The organism is Pseudomonas sp. NFACC04-2 (genome assembly GCF_900119265.1).
In the GTDB taxonomy this organism is placed as follows: domain Bacteria; phylum Pseudomonadota; class Gammaproteobacteria; order Pseudomonadales; family Pseudomonadaceae; genus Aquipseudomonas; species Aquipseudomonas fluorescens_AA.
On the sequence record NZ_FPJC01000002.1, the window covers coordinates 1 to 15936 of the forward strand.

The following is a 15936-nucleotide window of genomic DNA, read 5'->3' on the forward strand; positions in this document are numbered from 1 at the left end:
CCGCGTGCATCCGCAATCCTTCTGTTCTGTGGGAGCGGGCTTGCTCGCGAAGAGGCCAGCACATTCAATATCTTCATTGACTGTGACGCCGCCTTCGCGGGCAAGCCCGCTCCCACAGGGGCCTGAGGGGCCATTGATCAAACTGTGGGAGCGAGCCCAGCCATCAGTCCACCTGCACCGTGACCTGACGCTGTTCGCCCAAGCCTTCGATTCCCAGGCGAATGGTCTGGCCCGGTCGCAGGAATACCGGGTCGGGCTTGATGCCCAAGCCGACGCCGGGCGGCGTGCCGGTGGAGATCACATCCCCCGGTTGCAGGCTCATGCAGCGGCTCAAGTAGGCAATCAGTTGCGGCACGCTGAAGATCAGCGTTCGGGTATTGCCGTTCTGGTAGCGGTGTCCGTCAACCTCCAGCCACAGATCCAGCGTATGCGGGTCGGCGATTTCATCCCGGGTCACCAGCCAGGGGCCGAGAGGGCCGAAGGTGTCGAAACCCTTGCCTTTGTCCCAGGTGCCGCCGCGCTCCAGTTGCCACTCGCGCTCGGACACATCGTTGATGACGCAGTAACCGGCGACATGCTCCATGGCATTGGCTTCGTCGATGTAGCGCCCGCCTTTACCGATGACCACGCCCAGCTCGACTTCCCAATCGGTCTTGAGCGAGCCGCGCGGGATCTGAATGTCGTCGTTCGGCCCGCAGATGGCACTGGTCCATTTGTTGAAGATGATCGGCTCTTTCGGCACCTCCATGTTCGACTCGGCCGCGTGATCGGCGTAGTTCAGACCGATGCAGATGAACTTGCCGACCTGGCCGACGCAGGCACCGATGCGCGGCTGGCCGGCAACGAGCGGCAGGCTGCGCGGGTCGAGGGCGGCGAGCGCTGCCAGGCTATCCGCGCCCAGGACCTGCCCGGCGATGTCCGGCACATGGCCGGAGAGGTCGCGCAGCTGATTGTCGGTATCCAGCAGCCCGGGTTTTTCCGAACCCTTTTCGCCGTAGCGCAATAGTTTCATGTCGTGCTCCTGCTCAAGTGAAGACCGATTTCAGAGGCTCATGCCACCGTCGATGACGTGAATGGTACCCGTGGTATAGGCAGACGCATCGCTGCCCAGGTACACCGCCAACTGGGCGATCTCTTCAGTGCTGCCGATGCGCCCCATGGGCTGGCGGCCGAGGAACTGCCGATAGACCTGCGCCTCATCGACGCCCTGTTGCACGGCCTGGTCGGCGATGCGCTGGCGCAGCGAAGGCGAGTCCACGGTGCCCGGGCAGATCGCGTTGCAGCGGATGCCCTGACTGACGAAGTCGATGGCGACAGCCTTGGTCAGACCCACCACCGCCGCCTTGCTGGCGGCATAGGCGAAGCGATTGGGCACGCCCTTGACGCTGGAGGCCACCGACGACATGTTGATGATCGAGCCGCCGCCACGGGCCAGCATCCCCGGAAGGAAGGCGCGGATCATGCGGTACATGGCCGTGACATTGAGGTCCATCGAGCGTGTCCAGGCTGCTTCGTCGCATTGCAGTATGTTGCCACTGTGCACATAGCCTGCGCAGTTGAACAGCACGTCGAGCCCGCCGATGCGCTCGCAGGCGGCGCTAATGGCGACGCTCGAGGTGACATCCAGGGGCATGGCGGTGACCTCTTCGATCCCCGCCAGCGCATGGATATCGATGTCCGTGGCAAACACCTCGGCCCCGGCCCGGGCGAAGGCAATGGCGCTGGCCAAGCCAATGCCCTGCCCCGCTGCCGTTACCAGAACGCGCTTGTTCTGCAGGTTCATGCGGTCTCCAGTTGCGCTGACGTGGTGGCGTGCTTGGGGGTCCTGCCGAGCATCGAAGCGGGGATGGCCAGGATCAGCCCGCCGCTGACCAAAAGACACAAGGCCAGTACATAAGTGCCGTTGTTGATGTTACCCGTGAGGGTTTCGGCCACGGCGGTGATCATCGAGCCGGTGAAGCCCGACAGGTTGCCGATGGCATTGATCATGCCGATGCCGGCTGCCGCGGCGACCCCCGACAGCACGGTGCCTGGCAGGGTCCAGAAAATCGGCATCAGGCTGAGGATCCCCGAAGCGGAGACGCTGAGAAAGAGCACGGACAACACCAGGTTGTCAGCGAAGAAGGCACTGAGGATCAGGCCGACGCCGCCAATGAATGCCGGGATCGCCGCATGCAAGCGCCGCTCACCGGTGCGGTTGGAGTGCCGGGCGTTGAGCAGCATCGCCACCACCGCCACCGAATAAGGGATGGCGGTGAGCAAACCGATGTGCAAGCTGTTGGTGATGCCGGTGCTCTTGATGATCGAAGGCATCCAGAACGCCAGGCCATAGAAACCGGTATTGAAGGTCAGCAGGATCAATACCAGCAACCACACCCGCGGGTTGAAGAACACTTCGCTCAAGCGCGTGGCCTTGCCCTGGTTGTCGGTTTGCAGATTGGCCTTGAGCAGGGCTTTTTCCGCGACCGTCAGCCATTTGGCTTTGTCGATGTTATCGGCCAGGCAGACGATCACCACGAACGCCATGATGATCGACGGAATGCCTTCGATGAGCAGCATCCATTGCCAACCAGACAGGCCATGCACCCCTTGCATGCTGTTCATCAGCCAGCCGGAGAGTATGCCGCCCAGGGTCAGGCTGACGGGCAGCGCCAGCAGGAACCCGGACATCACCCGGCTCTGCCGGTGGGTCGGAAACCAGTAGTTGAGATAGAGGATCACGCCAGGGAAAAAGCCCGCTTCGCAGATGCCCAACAGGAAGCGCAGCACATAGAACATCGTGCTCGATTCGATGTGGAAGAACGCCGCCAGCGGCACGGTGTAGGCCACGGCCATGGAAATCACCGCCCAACTGAGCATGATCCGGGCGATCCAGAACCGTGCGCCAAAGCGATGCAGCAACAGGTTGCTGGGCACTTCGAAGAGGAAATAGCCCCAGAAAAACATACTGGCGCCCAAGGCATACACGGTGTTGCTGAATTGCAGCTCGTTGAGCATGTCGAGCTTGGCGAACCCGATGTTCACCCGATCGAGGTACGCTGCCATGTAGCACAACAGCAACACGGGCAGGATCCGCCAGATCACCTTGCGGTAGGTCCGGTCTTCGAAATCCGGTTCGCAAGCGGCCTGGGCGGGCAACGGCTCGGAGATGGTTTGCATGAGGTAACCCCTGATTGTTTTTATTGGGTCACGTCGAATGATTGACTCATCCGGCGATTGAACGAGGACTCTACTGTCGGGGATCGATTCTTCCCAATGGCATTTTTGGATTAGTCGATAACGTATTGTTATCGAGACTTGGGTTTGGCAAACGGGTTACTGCGTAGCCCAGCGGGAGCAAGCTCCCTCGCCACAGGGTTCAGTGCAAGCTGATCCGCCGCCATCGCGAGCATGCTCGCTCCCACAGGGGCGGGAGTGTGGCGAATCTTTCAGTCAACACCAAACAACTGTGGGAGCGAGCTTGCTCGCGATGGCGGCGGCACATTCAACCGCTCAGACGGGCGTTGTCCTTGAGAATCTCGGCGAACTCCAGCGCCGCACCTACCAGCGGTTCATCCTTTCGCGTGAGGATGCCGTAGTCCTGCGGCACCAGGTGCAGCGGGGTATCGAGGGTCTTGAGCTGGCCGCTTTCAAGCAACGGATCGACCATGGCATTGGGCAGCATGCCGATCATGGGCCCGCGTTGAAGCACCTGGAGAAAGGTCTGCATGGAAATGGTGTCGATGGTATTGCGCGGCATCCCCACCCCGGCCTCGGCGAAGGCCAGTTCCATGCGCGCACGGATCGGCGTGCCGACCGGGTAGAGAATCCACGGCAGGTCCACCAGTTGCTGCAGGGAAGTCGGCCCGGCGTTCGCCAGGGGATGGCGGTCATTGACCACGATGCAGAACGGTTCCGGGGCCAGGGGTTGGAAGTCGTAGCGCTGTTGCTGGCTTTGCTCGGTAAACCGGGCTACCGCCAGGTCGAGTTTTTTCTCTTCAAGCATCTTCATCAAATGGTTGCTGGTCTGCTCCACCACCTCGATGGACAGCAAGGGCCAGCGTTGCTTGATCTGCAGAATCGCCTCGGGCAAGGCCACTGCCGTGGCGGCAAAGATACCGCCGACCTTGAGGTAGCCATGACCGCCTTCGCGCAGGCTGCTGATTTGCTCGACGAACGAACGGGCATCGTTCAAGGCGATCTGCGCGTAACGCAGCACATGTTCGCCCAATGCGGTGGGCGGCATGCTCCGGGGGCGGCGCTCGAACAGAGCGAAGCCGAGCAGGCTTTCGATTTCCTTGAGCATCTTGCTCACGGCGGGCTGGCTGAGGTTCATCTGCTCGGCCGCCAAATGCATGTTGCAGGTGCGCCCCAAGGTATCGATCAACAACAGATGACGGAATTTGAGCCAGCCGCAGAAGCTGGAAAAAGACAGATCGGACATGGGCAATCCTCGGCGATGCAATAACCGGACGTTATCAGATACTGAATATATCTCATTGGAGTTCATCAACCGCGCGCCCTAGCTTGAAAGCTTTACGAACCAGGAAAACTGCCCATGTCGCTGATGCTTACTCCCGAGAACACCCTGCCCGTCGATGGCGTCGCCGGCACCCTCATCGGTCGTGCCTGGGTGCCTGGCCGTGTCGCCGGGCCTTCACCCGTCGTGCTGCGCAGTGATGGGGTGTTCGACCTGTCGGATCGTTTCGCGACCTTGAGCGATTTGCTGGAAACGTCCTCACCGTTGGCGGCGGTCAGGCAAACGCCCGGCACTTTCATCGCCAGCGTCGAAGCGCTGCTGGCCAACACCGGCATTCATGCCGACCCGGCCAAGCCGTTTCTGTTGCCGCCGCTGGACTTGCAAGTGATCAAGGCCGCCGGTGTGACCTTCGCCGCCAGCATGATCGAGCGGGTGATCGAGGAACAGGCAGGCGGCGACGCGGCAAGGGCCGAGGCGGTACGCGTCACCGTGCACAGTGTGATTGGCGATAACCTGCGGGCGATCGTGCCGGGTTCCGAGCAAGCCATGCGCCTGAAAGCCTTGCTCATCGACCAGGGCATGTGGTCGCAGTACCTGGAAGTTGGCATCGGCCCCGATGCGGAGATCTTCACCAAAGCACCGGTCCTGGCCGCCGTGGGCAGCGGCAGCCAAATTGGCATTCATCCGATATCGCAATGGAACAACCCGGAACCGGAAGTGGTGCTGGCAGTAAACAGCCGTGGCCAGATCCACGGCGCCACCCTGGGCAATGACGTCAACCTGCGAGACATCGAAGGTCGCAGCGCGCTGTTGCTGAGCAAGGCCAAGGACAACAATGCGTCCTGCGCCATCGGGCCGTTCATTCGCCTGTTCGACGAGCACTTCAGCCTGGATGACGTACGCGCCTGCGTGGTCGACCTCCAGGTGCAAGGCGAAGATGGCTACCGCCTGCACGGTGCGAGTTCCATGAGCCAGATCAGCCGTGACCCGCAGGACCTGGCAAGCCAGACACTCAACGCCAACCACCAATATCCAGATGGTTTTGTACTGTTTCTCGGTACCCTGTTCGCCCCCACCGAAGACCGCGACCATCCCGGCAGCGGTTTCACCCACAAACGCGGGGACCGGGTCAGCATCAGCAGCCCATTGCTCGGCAGCCTGCATAACCAAGTGACCCACAGCTGCGACGCCGCCCCCTGGACCTTTGGCGTCAGCGCCTTGTTGCGCAACCTCGCCGCCCGCGGACTGCTGGGCCGCTGACGCTACGACCGTGATCGATTCATCCAATTACAAGAGAGACATGAATCATGAGTGACACGCCTAAACGCCGCCTGCGCAGCGAGCAATGGTTCAATGACCCGGCTCACGCGGACATGACCGCCCTGTATGTCGAACGCTACATGAACTACGGCATGACCCGCGAAGAGCTGCAATCGGGACGCCCGATCATCGGCATCGCCCAGACCGGCAGCGACCTGACCCCCTGCAACCGTCATCACCTGGAACTGGCCCAACGGGTCAAGGCCGGCATCCGTGACGCCGGTGGCATCCCCATGGAATTCCCGGTGCACCCGATCGCCGAACAGTCGCGTCGGCCCACCGCTGCCCTGGACCGCAACCTGGCCTACCTGGGCCTGGTGGAAATCCTCCACGGCTACCCGTTGGACGGCGTGGTGCTCACCACCGGTTGCGACAAGACCACGCCCGCCTGCCTGATGGCGGCGGCGACCACCGACTTGCCCGCCATTGTCTTGTCCGGCGGGCCGATGCTCGACGGCCATCACAAAGGCGAGCTGATCGGCTCGGGCACCGTGCTCTGGCATGCGCGCAACCTGATGGCCGCCGGCGAGATCGATTACGAAGGCTTCATGGAAATGACCACCGCGGCATCGCCATCGGTGGGTCACTGCAACACCATGGGCACCGCCTTGTCGATGAACGCCCTGGCCGAAGCCTTGGGCATGTCGCTGCCCGGTTGCGCGAGCATTCCGGCGCCCTATCGCGAGCGCGGGCAAATGGCCTATGCCACCGGCAAGCGCATCTGCGAGTTGGTGCTGCAAGACATTCGTCCGTCACAGATCATGACCCGCCAGGCCTTCGAGAACGCCATCGCCGTCGCCTCGGCCCTGGGTGCTTCGAGTAACTGCCCGCCGCACCTGATCGCCATCGCTCGGCACATGGGCGTCGAACTGAGCCTGGATGACTGGCAACGGATTGGCGAGGACGTGCCGCTGCTGGTCAATTGCATGCCCGCGGGCAAATACCTGGGTGAAGGTTTCCATCGGGCCGGCGGTGTGCCCTCGGTCATGCACGAACTGCAAAAAGCCGGGCGCCTGCACGAAGACTGCGCCACGGTCAGCGGCAGGACCATCGGCGAAATCGTCAGCAGCAGCCTGACCAGCAACGCCGACGTGATCTATCCCTTCGATACCCCGCTCAAGCACCGTGCCGGCTTCATCGTGCTCAGCGGCAATTTCTTCGACAGCGCGATCATGAAGATGTCGGTGGTGGGCGAAGCGTTTCGCAAGACCTACCTGTCCGAGCCCGGTGCCGAGAACAGTTTCGAAGCCCGGGCCATCGTGTTCGAAGGACCGGAGGATTACCACGCCCGCATCGACGACCCGGCGCTGGACATCGACGAGCGCTGCATCCTCGTCATTCGCGGTGTCGGCACCGTGGGCTACCCCGGCAGTGCCGAGGTGGTGAACATGGCGCCACCGGCCGCGCTGATCAAACAAGGCATCGACTCCCTGCCCTGCCTGGGCGACGGTCGCCAGAGCGGCACCTCGGCGAGCCCATCGATCCTCAACATGTCTCCTGAAGCCGCCGTGGGCGGCGGCCTGGCGTTGCTGCAAACCAACGACCGGCTGAAAGTGGACCTGAATACACGCACCGTGAACCTGCTGATCGACGACGAAGAGATGGCCCGGCGCCGACTCGAATGGACACCGAACATCCCACCGTCGCAAACACCTTGGCAGGAACTGTACCGGCAACTGGTCGGGCAATTGTCCACCGGGGGCTGCCTGGAGCCTGCGACGCTGCATCTGCGCGTGATCGCCCGCAGTGGCGAGCCGCGTCATTCGCACTGAGTCCAAGCGGCCGATTGTTCACGTACGTTGAATTGAGATGCCAATCCAGAAGGGTTTATTCCACAGGCGTAAAGGAGAAAGATGCGCGCCAGGGGCCATCGCCCCTGGCGAATCTTTCACACCTACGGAGTCGATCCATGCCATTTGCCAACTACAAATTCCCCGAAGGAATCCTGGACCACGCCCGCAAGGAAGAGATCATCCATCGCACCACGGAAATGTTCGTCGAATACTTCGGCGAAGGGGTCCGTCCATTCACCATGGTCCTGGTCGAAGAGGTGGCAGACGGTGGCTGGGGACGCGCCGATGAAACGCTGACGCTGGCGAAGATGGGGCTGCCTGCCAAAGGCCAATAATGCTGTTCGCTTAAGGTTGGTCTGGCCACAGGCTCATCGTTTTTCTTAAGTGAACAGCATTACCTTATATAGAAGAGATCGGGAAAGAAAAGTGAGAGGGGTGACCCTGTGCTAGAGCCACCCCTCGCCATGCCTCAGAAATCCACCGTGGCCGACAATTGCAATGTGCGCGGAGAACCTGGGGAGAAGGCATCGTACGAGGCAACCCCCGACCAGTACTCGCGATCAAAGACGTTCTGAACCGTGGCTCGGAAAGTCGTCGGTCGACCTTCGATCTTGGTGGCGTAGCGAGCGCCCGCATCGAAACGGGTCCAGGCATCCAGCTCCTGGGTGTTGGCCTGGTTCACGTATTGGCTGCTGGTGTAGATCGCGCCACTGGTGAGGGTAAAGCCTTCCACCCACGGGGTGTCCCATTCGGCCCACAGGTTGGCTTGTACGTCTGGCACGCCCACCGGCTTATTGCCACGGTTGGCCGCTGTGGCTGAATCCGTCAGCTCACCGTCGAGCAGTGTCACGCCACCCATCAAGCGTGTACCGGGGGCCACTTCGCCGAACACGCTCAGCTCCACGCCACGGTTGCGCTGCTCAGCCTGTACAGAGAAAACATTGTTCGCACCGATTTCGCCACTGGGCTTCTCGATCTGAAACAGCGCCAGGGTGGTCATGAACGTGCCATGCTCGTACTTGACCCCTATCTCATGCTGCTTGGATTCATAAGGTGCAAACGTTTCGCCGGCATTGCTCGCGTTGCCTGGCGCGACGTCACCTTTACTCAGCCCCTCGACATAGTTGTAGTAGAGCGACACATCCTCCCAGGGCTTGACCACCATGCCGACCATCGGGGTCGTGGCGCTGTCGTCATAACGGGAACTGACCGAGCCGCTGGCATTGTAGTTGCGCGACTCGATATTTTGCCGACGCAGCCCCAGGGTCAGTTGAAGGCGGTCATCCAGTACCGACAAGGTGTCGGTCAAGGCGAAGCCGGACAGCTGCGACTCGGAAACCCGCAGCACCTTGGGCGCATTGATGGCCGGCTTGGGCACGTCCACCGGGTGATAGATATTCGAGCGGACCTCCGGCCCGTTGTTGATCCCCCGGGACAGTTCATCCTGGTAAGTCGTCGCCATCAGCGTGGTCGTGTGGCTGACAGGGCCGGTGTCGAACACCCCACGAACCCCCACATCGGCTGTCGAACGGTCTACGTTGAATTTGTAATACCCCGGCGTGTTGCTGATATCGCCGGCGTTGTTGAGGATTCTTGGTACTTGGTCGGACATCCGCTTGACGTCCGAGCGACCACCACCTGCGTGGGCAAACACCGTGACCGCGTCCGTCAGGTCGTATTCGCCACCCAACAAGGCCGACTGCTCCTTGGTGTCGGACCAGCCCCATTTCTGTGACGCATTGGTACGACCGTTGGGGGCCGATGGGATTTCAACGCCAGGCGCGACGGTGAAGGGTCGCGAGGCGCCGTCAAAGCTCTCTTTCTGGCTGATGAAGTCGAGATTCAAGCGCAAACGCTCGCCCCGATAATCCAGGGCGATAGCACCGATGTCGAGTTCGCGTTCCTGGTCGTCGATGGCCGTGTCGCCCCCCTCGAGGCTGCCGTTGAAGCGCACGCCAAACTGGTTTTCCGAGCCGAATCGACGGCTGACATCCAGATGCCCGCCCACTTGGGAATCGGACGCGTAGCTGCCGGTAAAGCGCGTCAGGTCTTCGTCCAACGGACGCTTGGGAACGATATTGATCACCCCGCCCACCCCGCTGTTTGGAGAAATACCGTACATCAGTGCACCCGGCCCCTTGAGCACTTCGACCCGTTCGGCGTAGTCGGTGAACACCCGGTAGTTGGGTGCCACGCCGTATACGCCGTCGTAGGCCAACTCGCCGAGGTTGCCCTCGCCGATGGGAAAACCACGGATGAAAAACGAATCGACGATGCCGCCCACCTGCCCAGTCGAGCGCACCGAAGGATCTCGTTGCAGGGCGTCGGCCACGGTCACGGTTTGCAGGTCGGCCAGGGTCTTTTCGGTGTAGCTGGTCACGCTGAACGGTGTGTCCATCACGTCCTTGTTGCCCATCATCCCCAGGCGTGCACCACGCGCCACCTGACCGCCGGCCAGCGCCGGCGGCAGTGCGCCTGGGTCGTTGTGGGTGCCGCTGATGGTGGTGGCGTCAAGGGTCAAGCCTTGCCCGTTGTCCTTGGAGACGTCCAGGGTTTTATCGGCGGCAGGCGCCTGTTCGGGGGTTGCCGCCCAGGCGGTGGCGCTTCCTGCGACCAGAATGAAACTCAGCGTGGCGCTCCGAATCGCGAGGGATAACGCAGACTCACCACAAGGTCGACGTGCAACAGACATGGCTTAAGGATCCTTTCCAACGAGAGAAAATGGTAATCACTCCTATTGCCAGTCGACCTGCGGAAAAGTATCACCTCCCTGGGATTATTTTTTCAGACTGCACCGGATCCCTCAGGCATACAGGCGTTCCAGCGGTATCGCGACAACGGGCAGGGCCGGGTCGAACGCGTGCCGCGTGGTCTTGTAGGGGAACAGCTCGCCCCGGGCGATGGTGCTGAAAATCCGCGCCACCTCGAACGCCTTGCCGGTCTGCCAATGCCGCACACACACCCGCGGATCCGCGTAGTCGAGCTGGATGCACGGGACCCGCTTCAAGCCCAATTGCAGCGCCGCATTGAAGCGATGATTGCCGTCCATCACGATGCCTCGCGAACGCTCGACGATGATCGGTTCCAGCCAATGCCCGGCACGGACGATCGACTCCCGCAGCCATTGCACATTGGCCGGATCGACCTGCTCCGATTGCAGCACTTCGCACAGCGGTCGTAGCGCAATTTGATAACCCTGGTATTCCATGGCGAATCTCCTGGCCGGCAGCGGGTTCAGCAAGCGTCCGCCTTGGCGGGCACCGCGTAGAGGCTGGCCACATCCAGCAAACGCTGGGCATGTTCGATGAGCGGCAGATCCACCATCTCGCCGTCCACCTGCACCGCATGGGAGCCGCTGGCCACGGCACGCATCACGCGGTCGGCCCAGGCCAGTTGACCTGCATTGGGCAGGAAGGCCCGCTGGACGGTGTTCAACTGCACGGGATGGATACACAGCTTGGCGCCAAAGCCCAGGGACCTTGCGTAATGCGCATCGTGATTGACCATCGCCAGGTCGCTGATGGCCGGTGTCACACCATCGATCGGCGCAGGCAAACCGGCCGTGCGCGATGCCAGCACGATCCGATTGCGGGCGAACAGAAACGCCTCGGGCACCTGGCTGCAGTTGATGTCGAGGGAAAAATCCAGCGAACCGAACGCCAGGCGCGACAGCCCGGCAATGCCGGCAATCGCCTCGACCTGCTGCAAGCCCTTGGCCGTCTCGATGATGGCGACGATCTGCAACTCGGGCTGCCACGACAGCAACTGCTCGACCACTTGGCACAAGGCCTCGCCGTACTGCGCCTTAGGCAAGAAAATCCCCGCGCAACGCTCGGGATAGCGCATGTCTCCTAGCCATGTCAGGTCTTGGCGCAGGAAGGTGCTGTCAACGCTGTTCAGGCGGATGTAACGCTGGCAAGCAACACTCGGCACGCTTTCCTGCCAAGCCCAAATGGCCGCTCGGGCCGCGGCTTTGCTGTCGGGATGAACGGCATCCTCGAGGTCGAGAATGATCGCATCTGGCGTCGCGTCGACCGCCTTGGCGAACCGTTCGGGGCGGTTGCCGGGAACGAACAGGTAGCTGATGGGAAGCGTGGCGACGGTATGGGGACGTTCAGTTGTCATGGAGCTCTCCTGGGGGTGCGTCAATGGTGATCAGCGAAAATTTCATGTACCTCAGGCAGGGAAATCCCGGTCTCGGCTGTGGCCTGTTCCAGCGCTCCTTAATTCCTTTTCCATCAAGGCATTAAGGTATTTCTTCAACTGCGCAAGAACGCTTACAAGCACCTGCAAACAAGCGTTTATGCACGCTCGTTCAGCGAGTAATTATTTAAAATTTTTGAAAACCTTACTTGATAATCGTTCGCGTTAGCAATATGGTTCTCGCCATCGAGCTGATGCAAGCCACTCTTCAAAGGAAGTTTTCGTCATCACAGGAAGTGCATAGCAATGATGTCATTTGAATGCCAGTCATTGGCTGTTTAACACGGACCCGCCATCCGTCGATGGCGGCTATTCCGCTCTTCGGACAAACCTTAGGGAATGGGTTTCTTATGCCGTATTTCGTGAAATATCTATTACGTCCGGCCTGATGAATTTATCGTCAGGCTTGGTTTGGTTTACACCGCCAAACACTGAAATTTTCTTACGCCTGAAAATTTACATCTGTCTCGACAACAGCGGTTGTCGAACTATGAAAAATGGCATGTTCGACGCCAGGGGTTAACTATGCCTAACGTTTCTACGCCACTGTCCAACAATCGAACCAAAGTGCACCAACCCACACTATTGACGCCCCTACTCGACCCGGCGATCGGACAATTCATTCATGATCATTCACAAAGACTTATAGAACTTGTTTCACAACATGGATCGCCCCTCAACCTGATGTGGCCCCACGCATTTAAAGCCAATACGGCGGCGCTGCAGAGCGTATTGAAGAAATACGACGTGAATCACCTCATCTTCTATGGCGCCAAAGCCAACAAGTCCCAATGCCTGCTTCGCGCGGCAGAGGATTTGGGCATCGGCGTCGATGTCTCGAGCATTCACGAACTGAACGCAGCCCGGCGCGCCGGCACGGCGGGAGCGCTTTTGTGCGCAACGGGGCCGGCCAAAACGACTGTTTTCCACCGGGCACTGGTGGAGGCCGGTTCACTGATTTGTGTGGATTCACTGGAAGAATTCGCTCATCTCAAAACGCTGGTAAAAACCACGCGCCCTCCCCTACAGGCCAGGGTTTTACTGCGTTACCGGCCGCAGAGCTGCCTGGCGAGCCGCTTCGGAATGGGCACCCATGACTTGCTGGAGTGCCTGCGACAATTGACCGAAGAGGGCGAATATTTTCATTTCGAAGGCTTCCATTTCCATCTGGGCGGCTACGGGTACGAAACCCGCGTACAGGCCTTCCGTGAGGTGACCGCCTTTGTCGAGGCGGCGCACGAGATGGGCTTGAATCCCAGCATGATCGACATGGGTGGAGGGCTGCCTATTCGTTATGTCGATCCCGAGATCTATAACAGTTTTCTGCGGAACAACAATAAACCCGGTCATTACTATAACCATTCGGTGCCCGAGTCGTTTTATCCCTATGGCGGCACTTTGACGGCCAGCCAGTGGTTGGAACTTTTCCTGGAATCCGATCATTCATCCGATCATTCCATAGCGAATTACTTAAAGTCGCGCAATATCACTTTATCGTTGCAGCCTGGTCGTAGCCTGGTGGATCAAGCCGCCCTCTCGGTATTTCGAGTGACCCGCACCAAAAAGCTGGCCGACAATAAAACCGTGATCTTCGTCGAGGGCAGTAGTTTCAGCGCGTGTGAAACCTGGTTCGCGTCTGAATATCTGGTCGATCCCATCTTGATAAGCGCATCGCAATCGCCCCATAACCCGACTCAGGCATACATCGCCGGCCATAGTTGCCTGGATGATGACGTCATCAGTTACCGCCTTATCAACTTCGAATATTTACCCCAGCCCGGCGACTTATTGATCTACGCCAATACCGCCGGTTATCAGATGGATTTGCTGGAAAACGAATTCCATCGCCACCCCCTACCCCGTCGATTAATGGCAACTTGTTGTACACAAGGCCACTACGCGTTTTCACCTGACTGCTAAAGGGAGTACTTCACATGATACTTAATAAAGTTTCCGATCTGATCGGTAATACCCCCATGCTGGGCATTGATATACCCGACACTCATGCCAGGCTGTTGCTCAAGATTGAAAAGAACAACCCCGGCGGCAGCATCAAGGACCGCATGGCGCGGAACATGGTGCTGGCCGCGCTCAAGTCCGGACGCTTGAAGCCCGGCGGCGTGGTCGTGGAGTCCTCTTCCGGCAACACCGGCATCGGCCTGGCCATGGCCGCTGTCGAATTCGGCCTGCATTTTATCGCCGTGGTCGACCACCACGCCGCCCAGGACAAGATCGCCGTCATGAAAGCGCTGGGCGCCGACGTTCGATTTGTGGCAGGCCACTATCGCGAGGATGAAGTCGCGGTAGTCGAGCGCCAACGGATGGCTGCCGAACTCGCGCAACAGATCCCGGGCGCGGTGTTCATGAACCAGTCGGACAACGCCGCCAATGCCGGCGGCTACAGCGACTTCGTGCGCGAAACCATTGCCCAGGTGGAAGGCAAGGTCGGCGCCTACGTCGGTTGTGTCGGCACCGGCGGCTCGATGACCGGCATCGCCCGCGGGCTGAAACTGCACAACCCCGACACCGTGACCGTCGCCGTGGAACCCGCCGGCTCCATTGTCTTCGGTCATCCCGGCTACCCGTACTATCAATCCGGCACCGGTACCCCGGCCGGCGACACCGTGGGCCTGGTGCTCGACTACAGCTGCATCGACCTGGGCGTCCAGGTCACCGATTCCCAAGCCTTCGAAACCGCCCGTTATATCGCTCGCAACCTGGGGCTGCTGGTGGGCGGCTCTACCGGCGGGGCGATTTTCAAGGCCCTGGAATTCATTCACAAAGGTGTGCTGACCGGCAATGTCGTGGTCCCGATCGCCGACGGCGGCGAGAAGTACCTGCACACCGTGTTCGACGATCGATGGCTGCAAGAGCGCGACTTGCTCGACCCAGGCGTCGCCGTGCAACTGGACGGCTGGCTGGGCAAGACCCAGTGGCTGGAATCCAGTTCTGCGCCGCTGCAATTGAGTGTCGCATGACCCTCCACCCACACAGGAACGCCTCTTCATGAACGTGCTGAAAGTCGCCATTTGCGGCGGTGGCAGAACCGGCCATCTCAATGCCGTCCTGTTCAAGCAATTGCCTGATGTCCAGGTGTCGCTGCTCACCAGCAATCAGGACATCGTCGACCTCCACGCCCGCCAAACCCCCATGCAGGCGTTGATGCCCGATGGTTCGACGCTGAGCGCGCGGCCGGACCGGGTGACCACCGAGGCAAAAGTCGCCGTCGAAGACGCCGACATCGTCATCATCACAGTGCCGGCCCATGCCCGGCCGCAGGTCCTGCAGGACATCGCACCGTACCTGAGCACGACCAAGCCGGTGTACGTCGGTGCCATTCCAGGCTTCTGCGGTTTCGACTGGCTGGCCCAAGCCACACTGGCGGATAAACCGAACCTGGTGATCTGGGGCATGAAGGACGTCCCGCACACGGCGTTCGACCTGAAACCCGGAGGCTCGGTGAAGATGGGCGGCGGCAAAAGCCAGTTGTATGTCGCCACCCACGCCCGGGAAACCCAAGCGTCGCGCCAGCAGCTCCAGCAAATGCTCAGCAGGCTGTACGGCCCTTGCGTGACCCTGCTCGACCATTTCCTGGAGATCACCCTGACCCCGGGCAATCCGATCATGCACAGCTCGGTGATCTACGGCTTGATCGGCCCTTACGGCCAGTGGCACCGCAAGATCTTCCCGCAACGCCTGTGCTGGTGGACCGAGTGTCCGGAACTGGGCGCCTATTTCCTTGAACGCATGGATGAAGAAAGCCAGAACCTGTGCGCAGTCATCAGCCAGCGCATGGGCGTGGACCTGTCCTCGGTCAAGTCCTTGAAACAGGAGATCGTCGAGGCCTACGGCGAGCAGATCCGCGACCGCAGCAGCATGCTTTCGATCCTGCGCACCAACCGGGCCTACAACGACATCCTGGCGCCCATGGTGCCGGCCGACGGCAACCGCCCCGGCTATGTGATCGAACGCCAGAGCCGAGCCTTCAATGAAGACGTCGCCTATGGCCTGGTCCTGCTGGTGGAAATGGCCAAGCGTTTCGAACTGAAAGTCCCCTACATCGAGGAAGTCCTGCAGTGGAGCATCGCCTACATGGAAGGCTTGCGCGACTCGGCGCTGGACTACTTCCCGACCCACTGGCCGCGCTCGGCCTGAACCGGG

The 15936-nt window shown here is 60.5% G+C and carries 13 protein-coding genes; 6 read left to right on the forward strand and 7 right to left on the reverse strand.

Annotated features, from left to right (window positions below; translation table 11 throughout):
* Window positions 1-163: 163 nt before the first annotated feature.
* From BT125_RS02310 to BT125_RS02325, 4 genes are all read right to left on the reverse strand, one after another.
* Window positions 164-1012 carry an ureidoglycolate lyase gene (locus tag BT125_RS02310; protein WP_072404988.1) on the reverse strand — a complete coding sequence of 283 codons (849 nt, stop codon included), beginning with the start codon at window positions 1010-1012 and terminating at the stop codon, window positions 164-166.
* 30 nt (window positions 1013-1042) lie between these two features.
* Window positions 1043-1783 (reverse strand): SDR family oxidoreductase, encoded by a 741-nt coding sequence (locus BT125_RS02315; RefSeq protein ID WP_072404990.1) that lies wholly within the window; start codon window positions 1781-1783, stop codon window positions 1043-1045.
* Window positions 1780-3159, reverse strand: coding sequence for an MFS transporter (locus tag BT125_RS02320; RefSeq protein WP_072404992.1), 1380 nt, complete (start codon window positions 3157-3159; stop codon window positions 1780-1782). Before BT125_RS02320 ends, BT125_RS02315 begins: the two co-directional genes overlap by 4 nt.
* Before the next feature lie 325 nt (window positions 3160-3484).
* Complete coding sequence (locus BT125_RS02325; RefSeq protein ID WP_072404995.1) at window positions 3485-4423, reverse strand: LysR family transcriptional regulator; 939 nt, start codon at window positions 4421-4423, stop codon at window positions 3485-3487.
* Between the two features lie 114 nt (window positions 4424-4537).
* On the opposite strand from BT125_RS02325, the gene BT125_RS02330 reads away from it, so the two are divergent.
* The 3 genes from BT125_RS02330 to BT125_RS02340 all read left to right on the forward strand — a co-directional run bounded on the left by BT125_RS02330 (window position 4538) and on the right by BT125_RS02340 (window position 7907).
* Window positions 4538-5719, forward strand: coding sequence for a fumarylacetoacetate hydrolase family protein (locus tag BT125_RS02330; protein ID WP_072404997.1), 1182 nt, complete (start codon window positions 4538-4540; stop codon window positions 5717-5719).
* A gap of 47 nt (window positions 5720-5766) precedes the next feature.
* On the forward strand, window positions 5767-7551 hold the full coding sequence (locus tag BT125_RS02335; protein ID WP_072404999.1) for an IlvD/Edd family dehydratase: 1785 nt from the start codon (window positions 5767-5769) through the stop codon (window positions 7549-7551).
* A gap of 137 nt (window positions 7552-7688) precedes the next feature.
* Complete coding sequence (locus tag BT125_RS02340) at window positions 7689-7907, forward strand: tautomerase family protein (RefSeq protein WP_003200762.1); 219 nt, start codon at window positions 7689-7691, stop codon at window positions 7905-7907.
* 134 nt (window positions 7908-8041) lie between these two features.
* On the opposite strand, the gene BT125_RS02345 is transcribed toward BT125_RS02340, so the two are convergent.
* The 3 genes from BT125_RS02345 to BT125_RS02355 form a co-directional block, all read right to left on the reverse strand.
* The gene (locus tag BT125_RS02345; protein WP_072405001.1) at window positions 8042-10264 is read right to left on the reverse strand and encodes a TonB-dependent receptor; all 2223 of its coding nucleotides are present in this window, start codon (window positions 10262-10264) and stop codon (window positions 8042-8044) included.
* Between the two features lie 111 nt (window positions 10265-10375).
* The gene (locus tag BT125_RS02350) at window positions 10376-10813 is read right to left on the reverse strand and encodes a ParB N-terminal domain-containing protein (RefSeq protein ID WP_256573693.1); all 438 of its coding nucleotides are present in this window, start codon (window positions 10811-10813) and stop codon (window positions 10376-10378) included.
* A complete protein-coding gene (locus BT125_RS02355; protein WP_072405005.1) occupies window positions 10807-11697 on the reverse strand; it encodes an HpcH/HpaI aldolase/citrate lyase family protein in 891 nt (296 codons plus the stop codon). Before BT125_RS02355 ends, BT125_RS02350 begins: the two co-directional genes overlap by 7 nt.
* Window positions 11698-12300: 603 nt before the next feature.
* On the opposite strand from BT125_RS02355, the gene BT125_RS02360 reads away from it, so the two are divergent.
* Genes BT125_RS02360 through BT125_RS02370 form a run of 3 tightly spaced genes read left to right on the forward strand, consistent with a single transcriptional unit; the run spans window position 12301 to window position 15930 of the window.
* Window positions 12301-13695, forward strand: coding sequence for a Y4yA family PLP-dependent enzyme (locus BT125_RS02360; RefSeq protein WP_072405006.1), 1395 nt, complete (start codon window positions 12301-12303; stop codon window positions 13693-13695).
* A gap of 14 nt (window positions 13696-13709) precedes the next feature.
* Window positions 13710-14753, forward strand: coding sequence for a PLP-dependent cysteine synthase family protein (locus BT125_RS02365; protein ID WP_072405007.1), 1044 nt, complete (start codon window positions 13710-13712; stop codon window positions 14751-14753).
* A 28-nt stretch (window positions 14754-14781) separates the two neighbouring features.
* On the forward strand, window positions 14782-15930 hold the full coding sequence (locus BT125_RS02370) for an NAD/NADP octopine/nopaline dehydrogenase family protein (protein ID WP_072405008.1): 1149 nt from the start codon (window positions 14782-14784) through the stop codon (window positions 15928-15930).
* Window positions 15931-15936 lie beyond the last annotated feature (6 nt).

Coding starts and splice junctions, on each gene's coding strand:
- BT125_RS02335 (WP_072404999.1), top strand. CDS start 5,767: ATGAGTGACACGCCTAAACGCCGCCTGCGCAGCGAGCAATGGTTCAAT.
- BT125_RS02360 (WP_072405006.1), top strand. CDS start 12,301: ATGCCTAACGTTTCTACGCCACTGTCCAACAATCGAACCAAAGTGCAC.
- BT125_RS02330 (WP_072404997.1), top strand. CDS start 4,538: ATGTCGCTGATGCTTACTCCCGAGAACACCCTGCCCGTCGATGGCGTC.
- BT125_RS02325 (WP_072404995.1), bottom strand. CDS start 4,423: ATGTCCGATCTGTCTTTTTCCAGCTTCTGCGGCTGGCTCAAATTCCGT.
- BT125_RS02340 (WP_003200762.1), top strand. CDS start 7,689: ATGCCATTTGCCAACTACAAATTCCCCGAAGGAATCCTGGACCACGCC.
- BT125_RS02370 (WP_072405008.1), top strand. CDS start 14,782: ATGAACGTGCTGAAAGTCGCCATTTGCGGCGGTGGCAGAACCGGCCAT.
- BT125_RS02310 (WP_072404988.1), bottom strand. CDS start 1,012: ATGAAACTATTGCGCTACGGCGAAAAGGGTTCGGAAAAACCCGGGCTG.
- BT125_RS02315 (WP_072404990.1), bottom strand. CDS start 1,783: ATGAACCTGCAGAACAAGCGCGTTCTGGTAACGGCAGCGGGGCAGGGC.
- BT125_RS02320 (WP_072404992.1), bottom strand. CDS start 3,159: ATGCAAACCATCTCCGAGCCGTTGCCCGCCCAGGCCGCTTGCGAACCG.
- BT125_RS02355 (WP_072405005.1), bottom strand. CDS start 11,697: ATGACAACTGAACGTCCCCATACCGTCGCCACGCTTCCCATCAGCTAC.
- BT125_RS02345 (WP_072405001.1), bottom strand. CDS start 10,264: ATGTCTGTTGCACGTCGACCTTGTGGTGAGTCTGCGTTATCCCTCGCG.
- BT125_RS02365 (WP_072405007.1), top strand. CDS start 13,710: ATGATACTTAATAAAGTTTCCGATCTGATCGGTAATACCCCCATGCTG.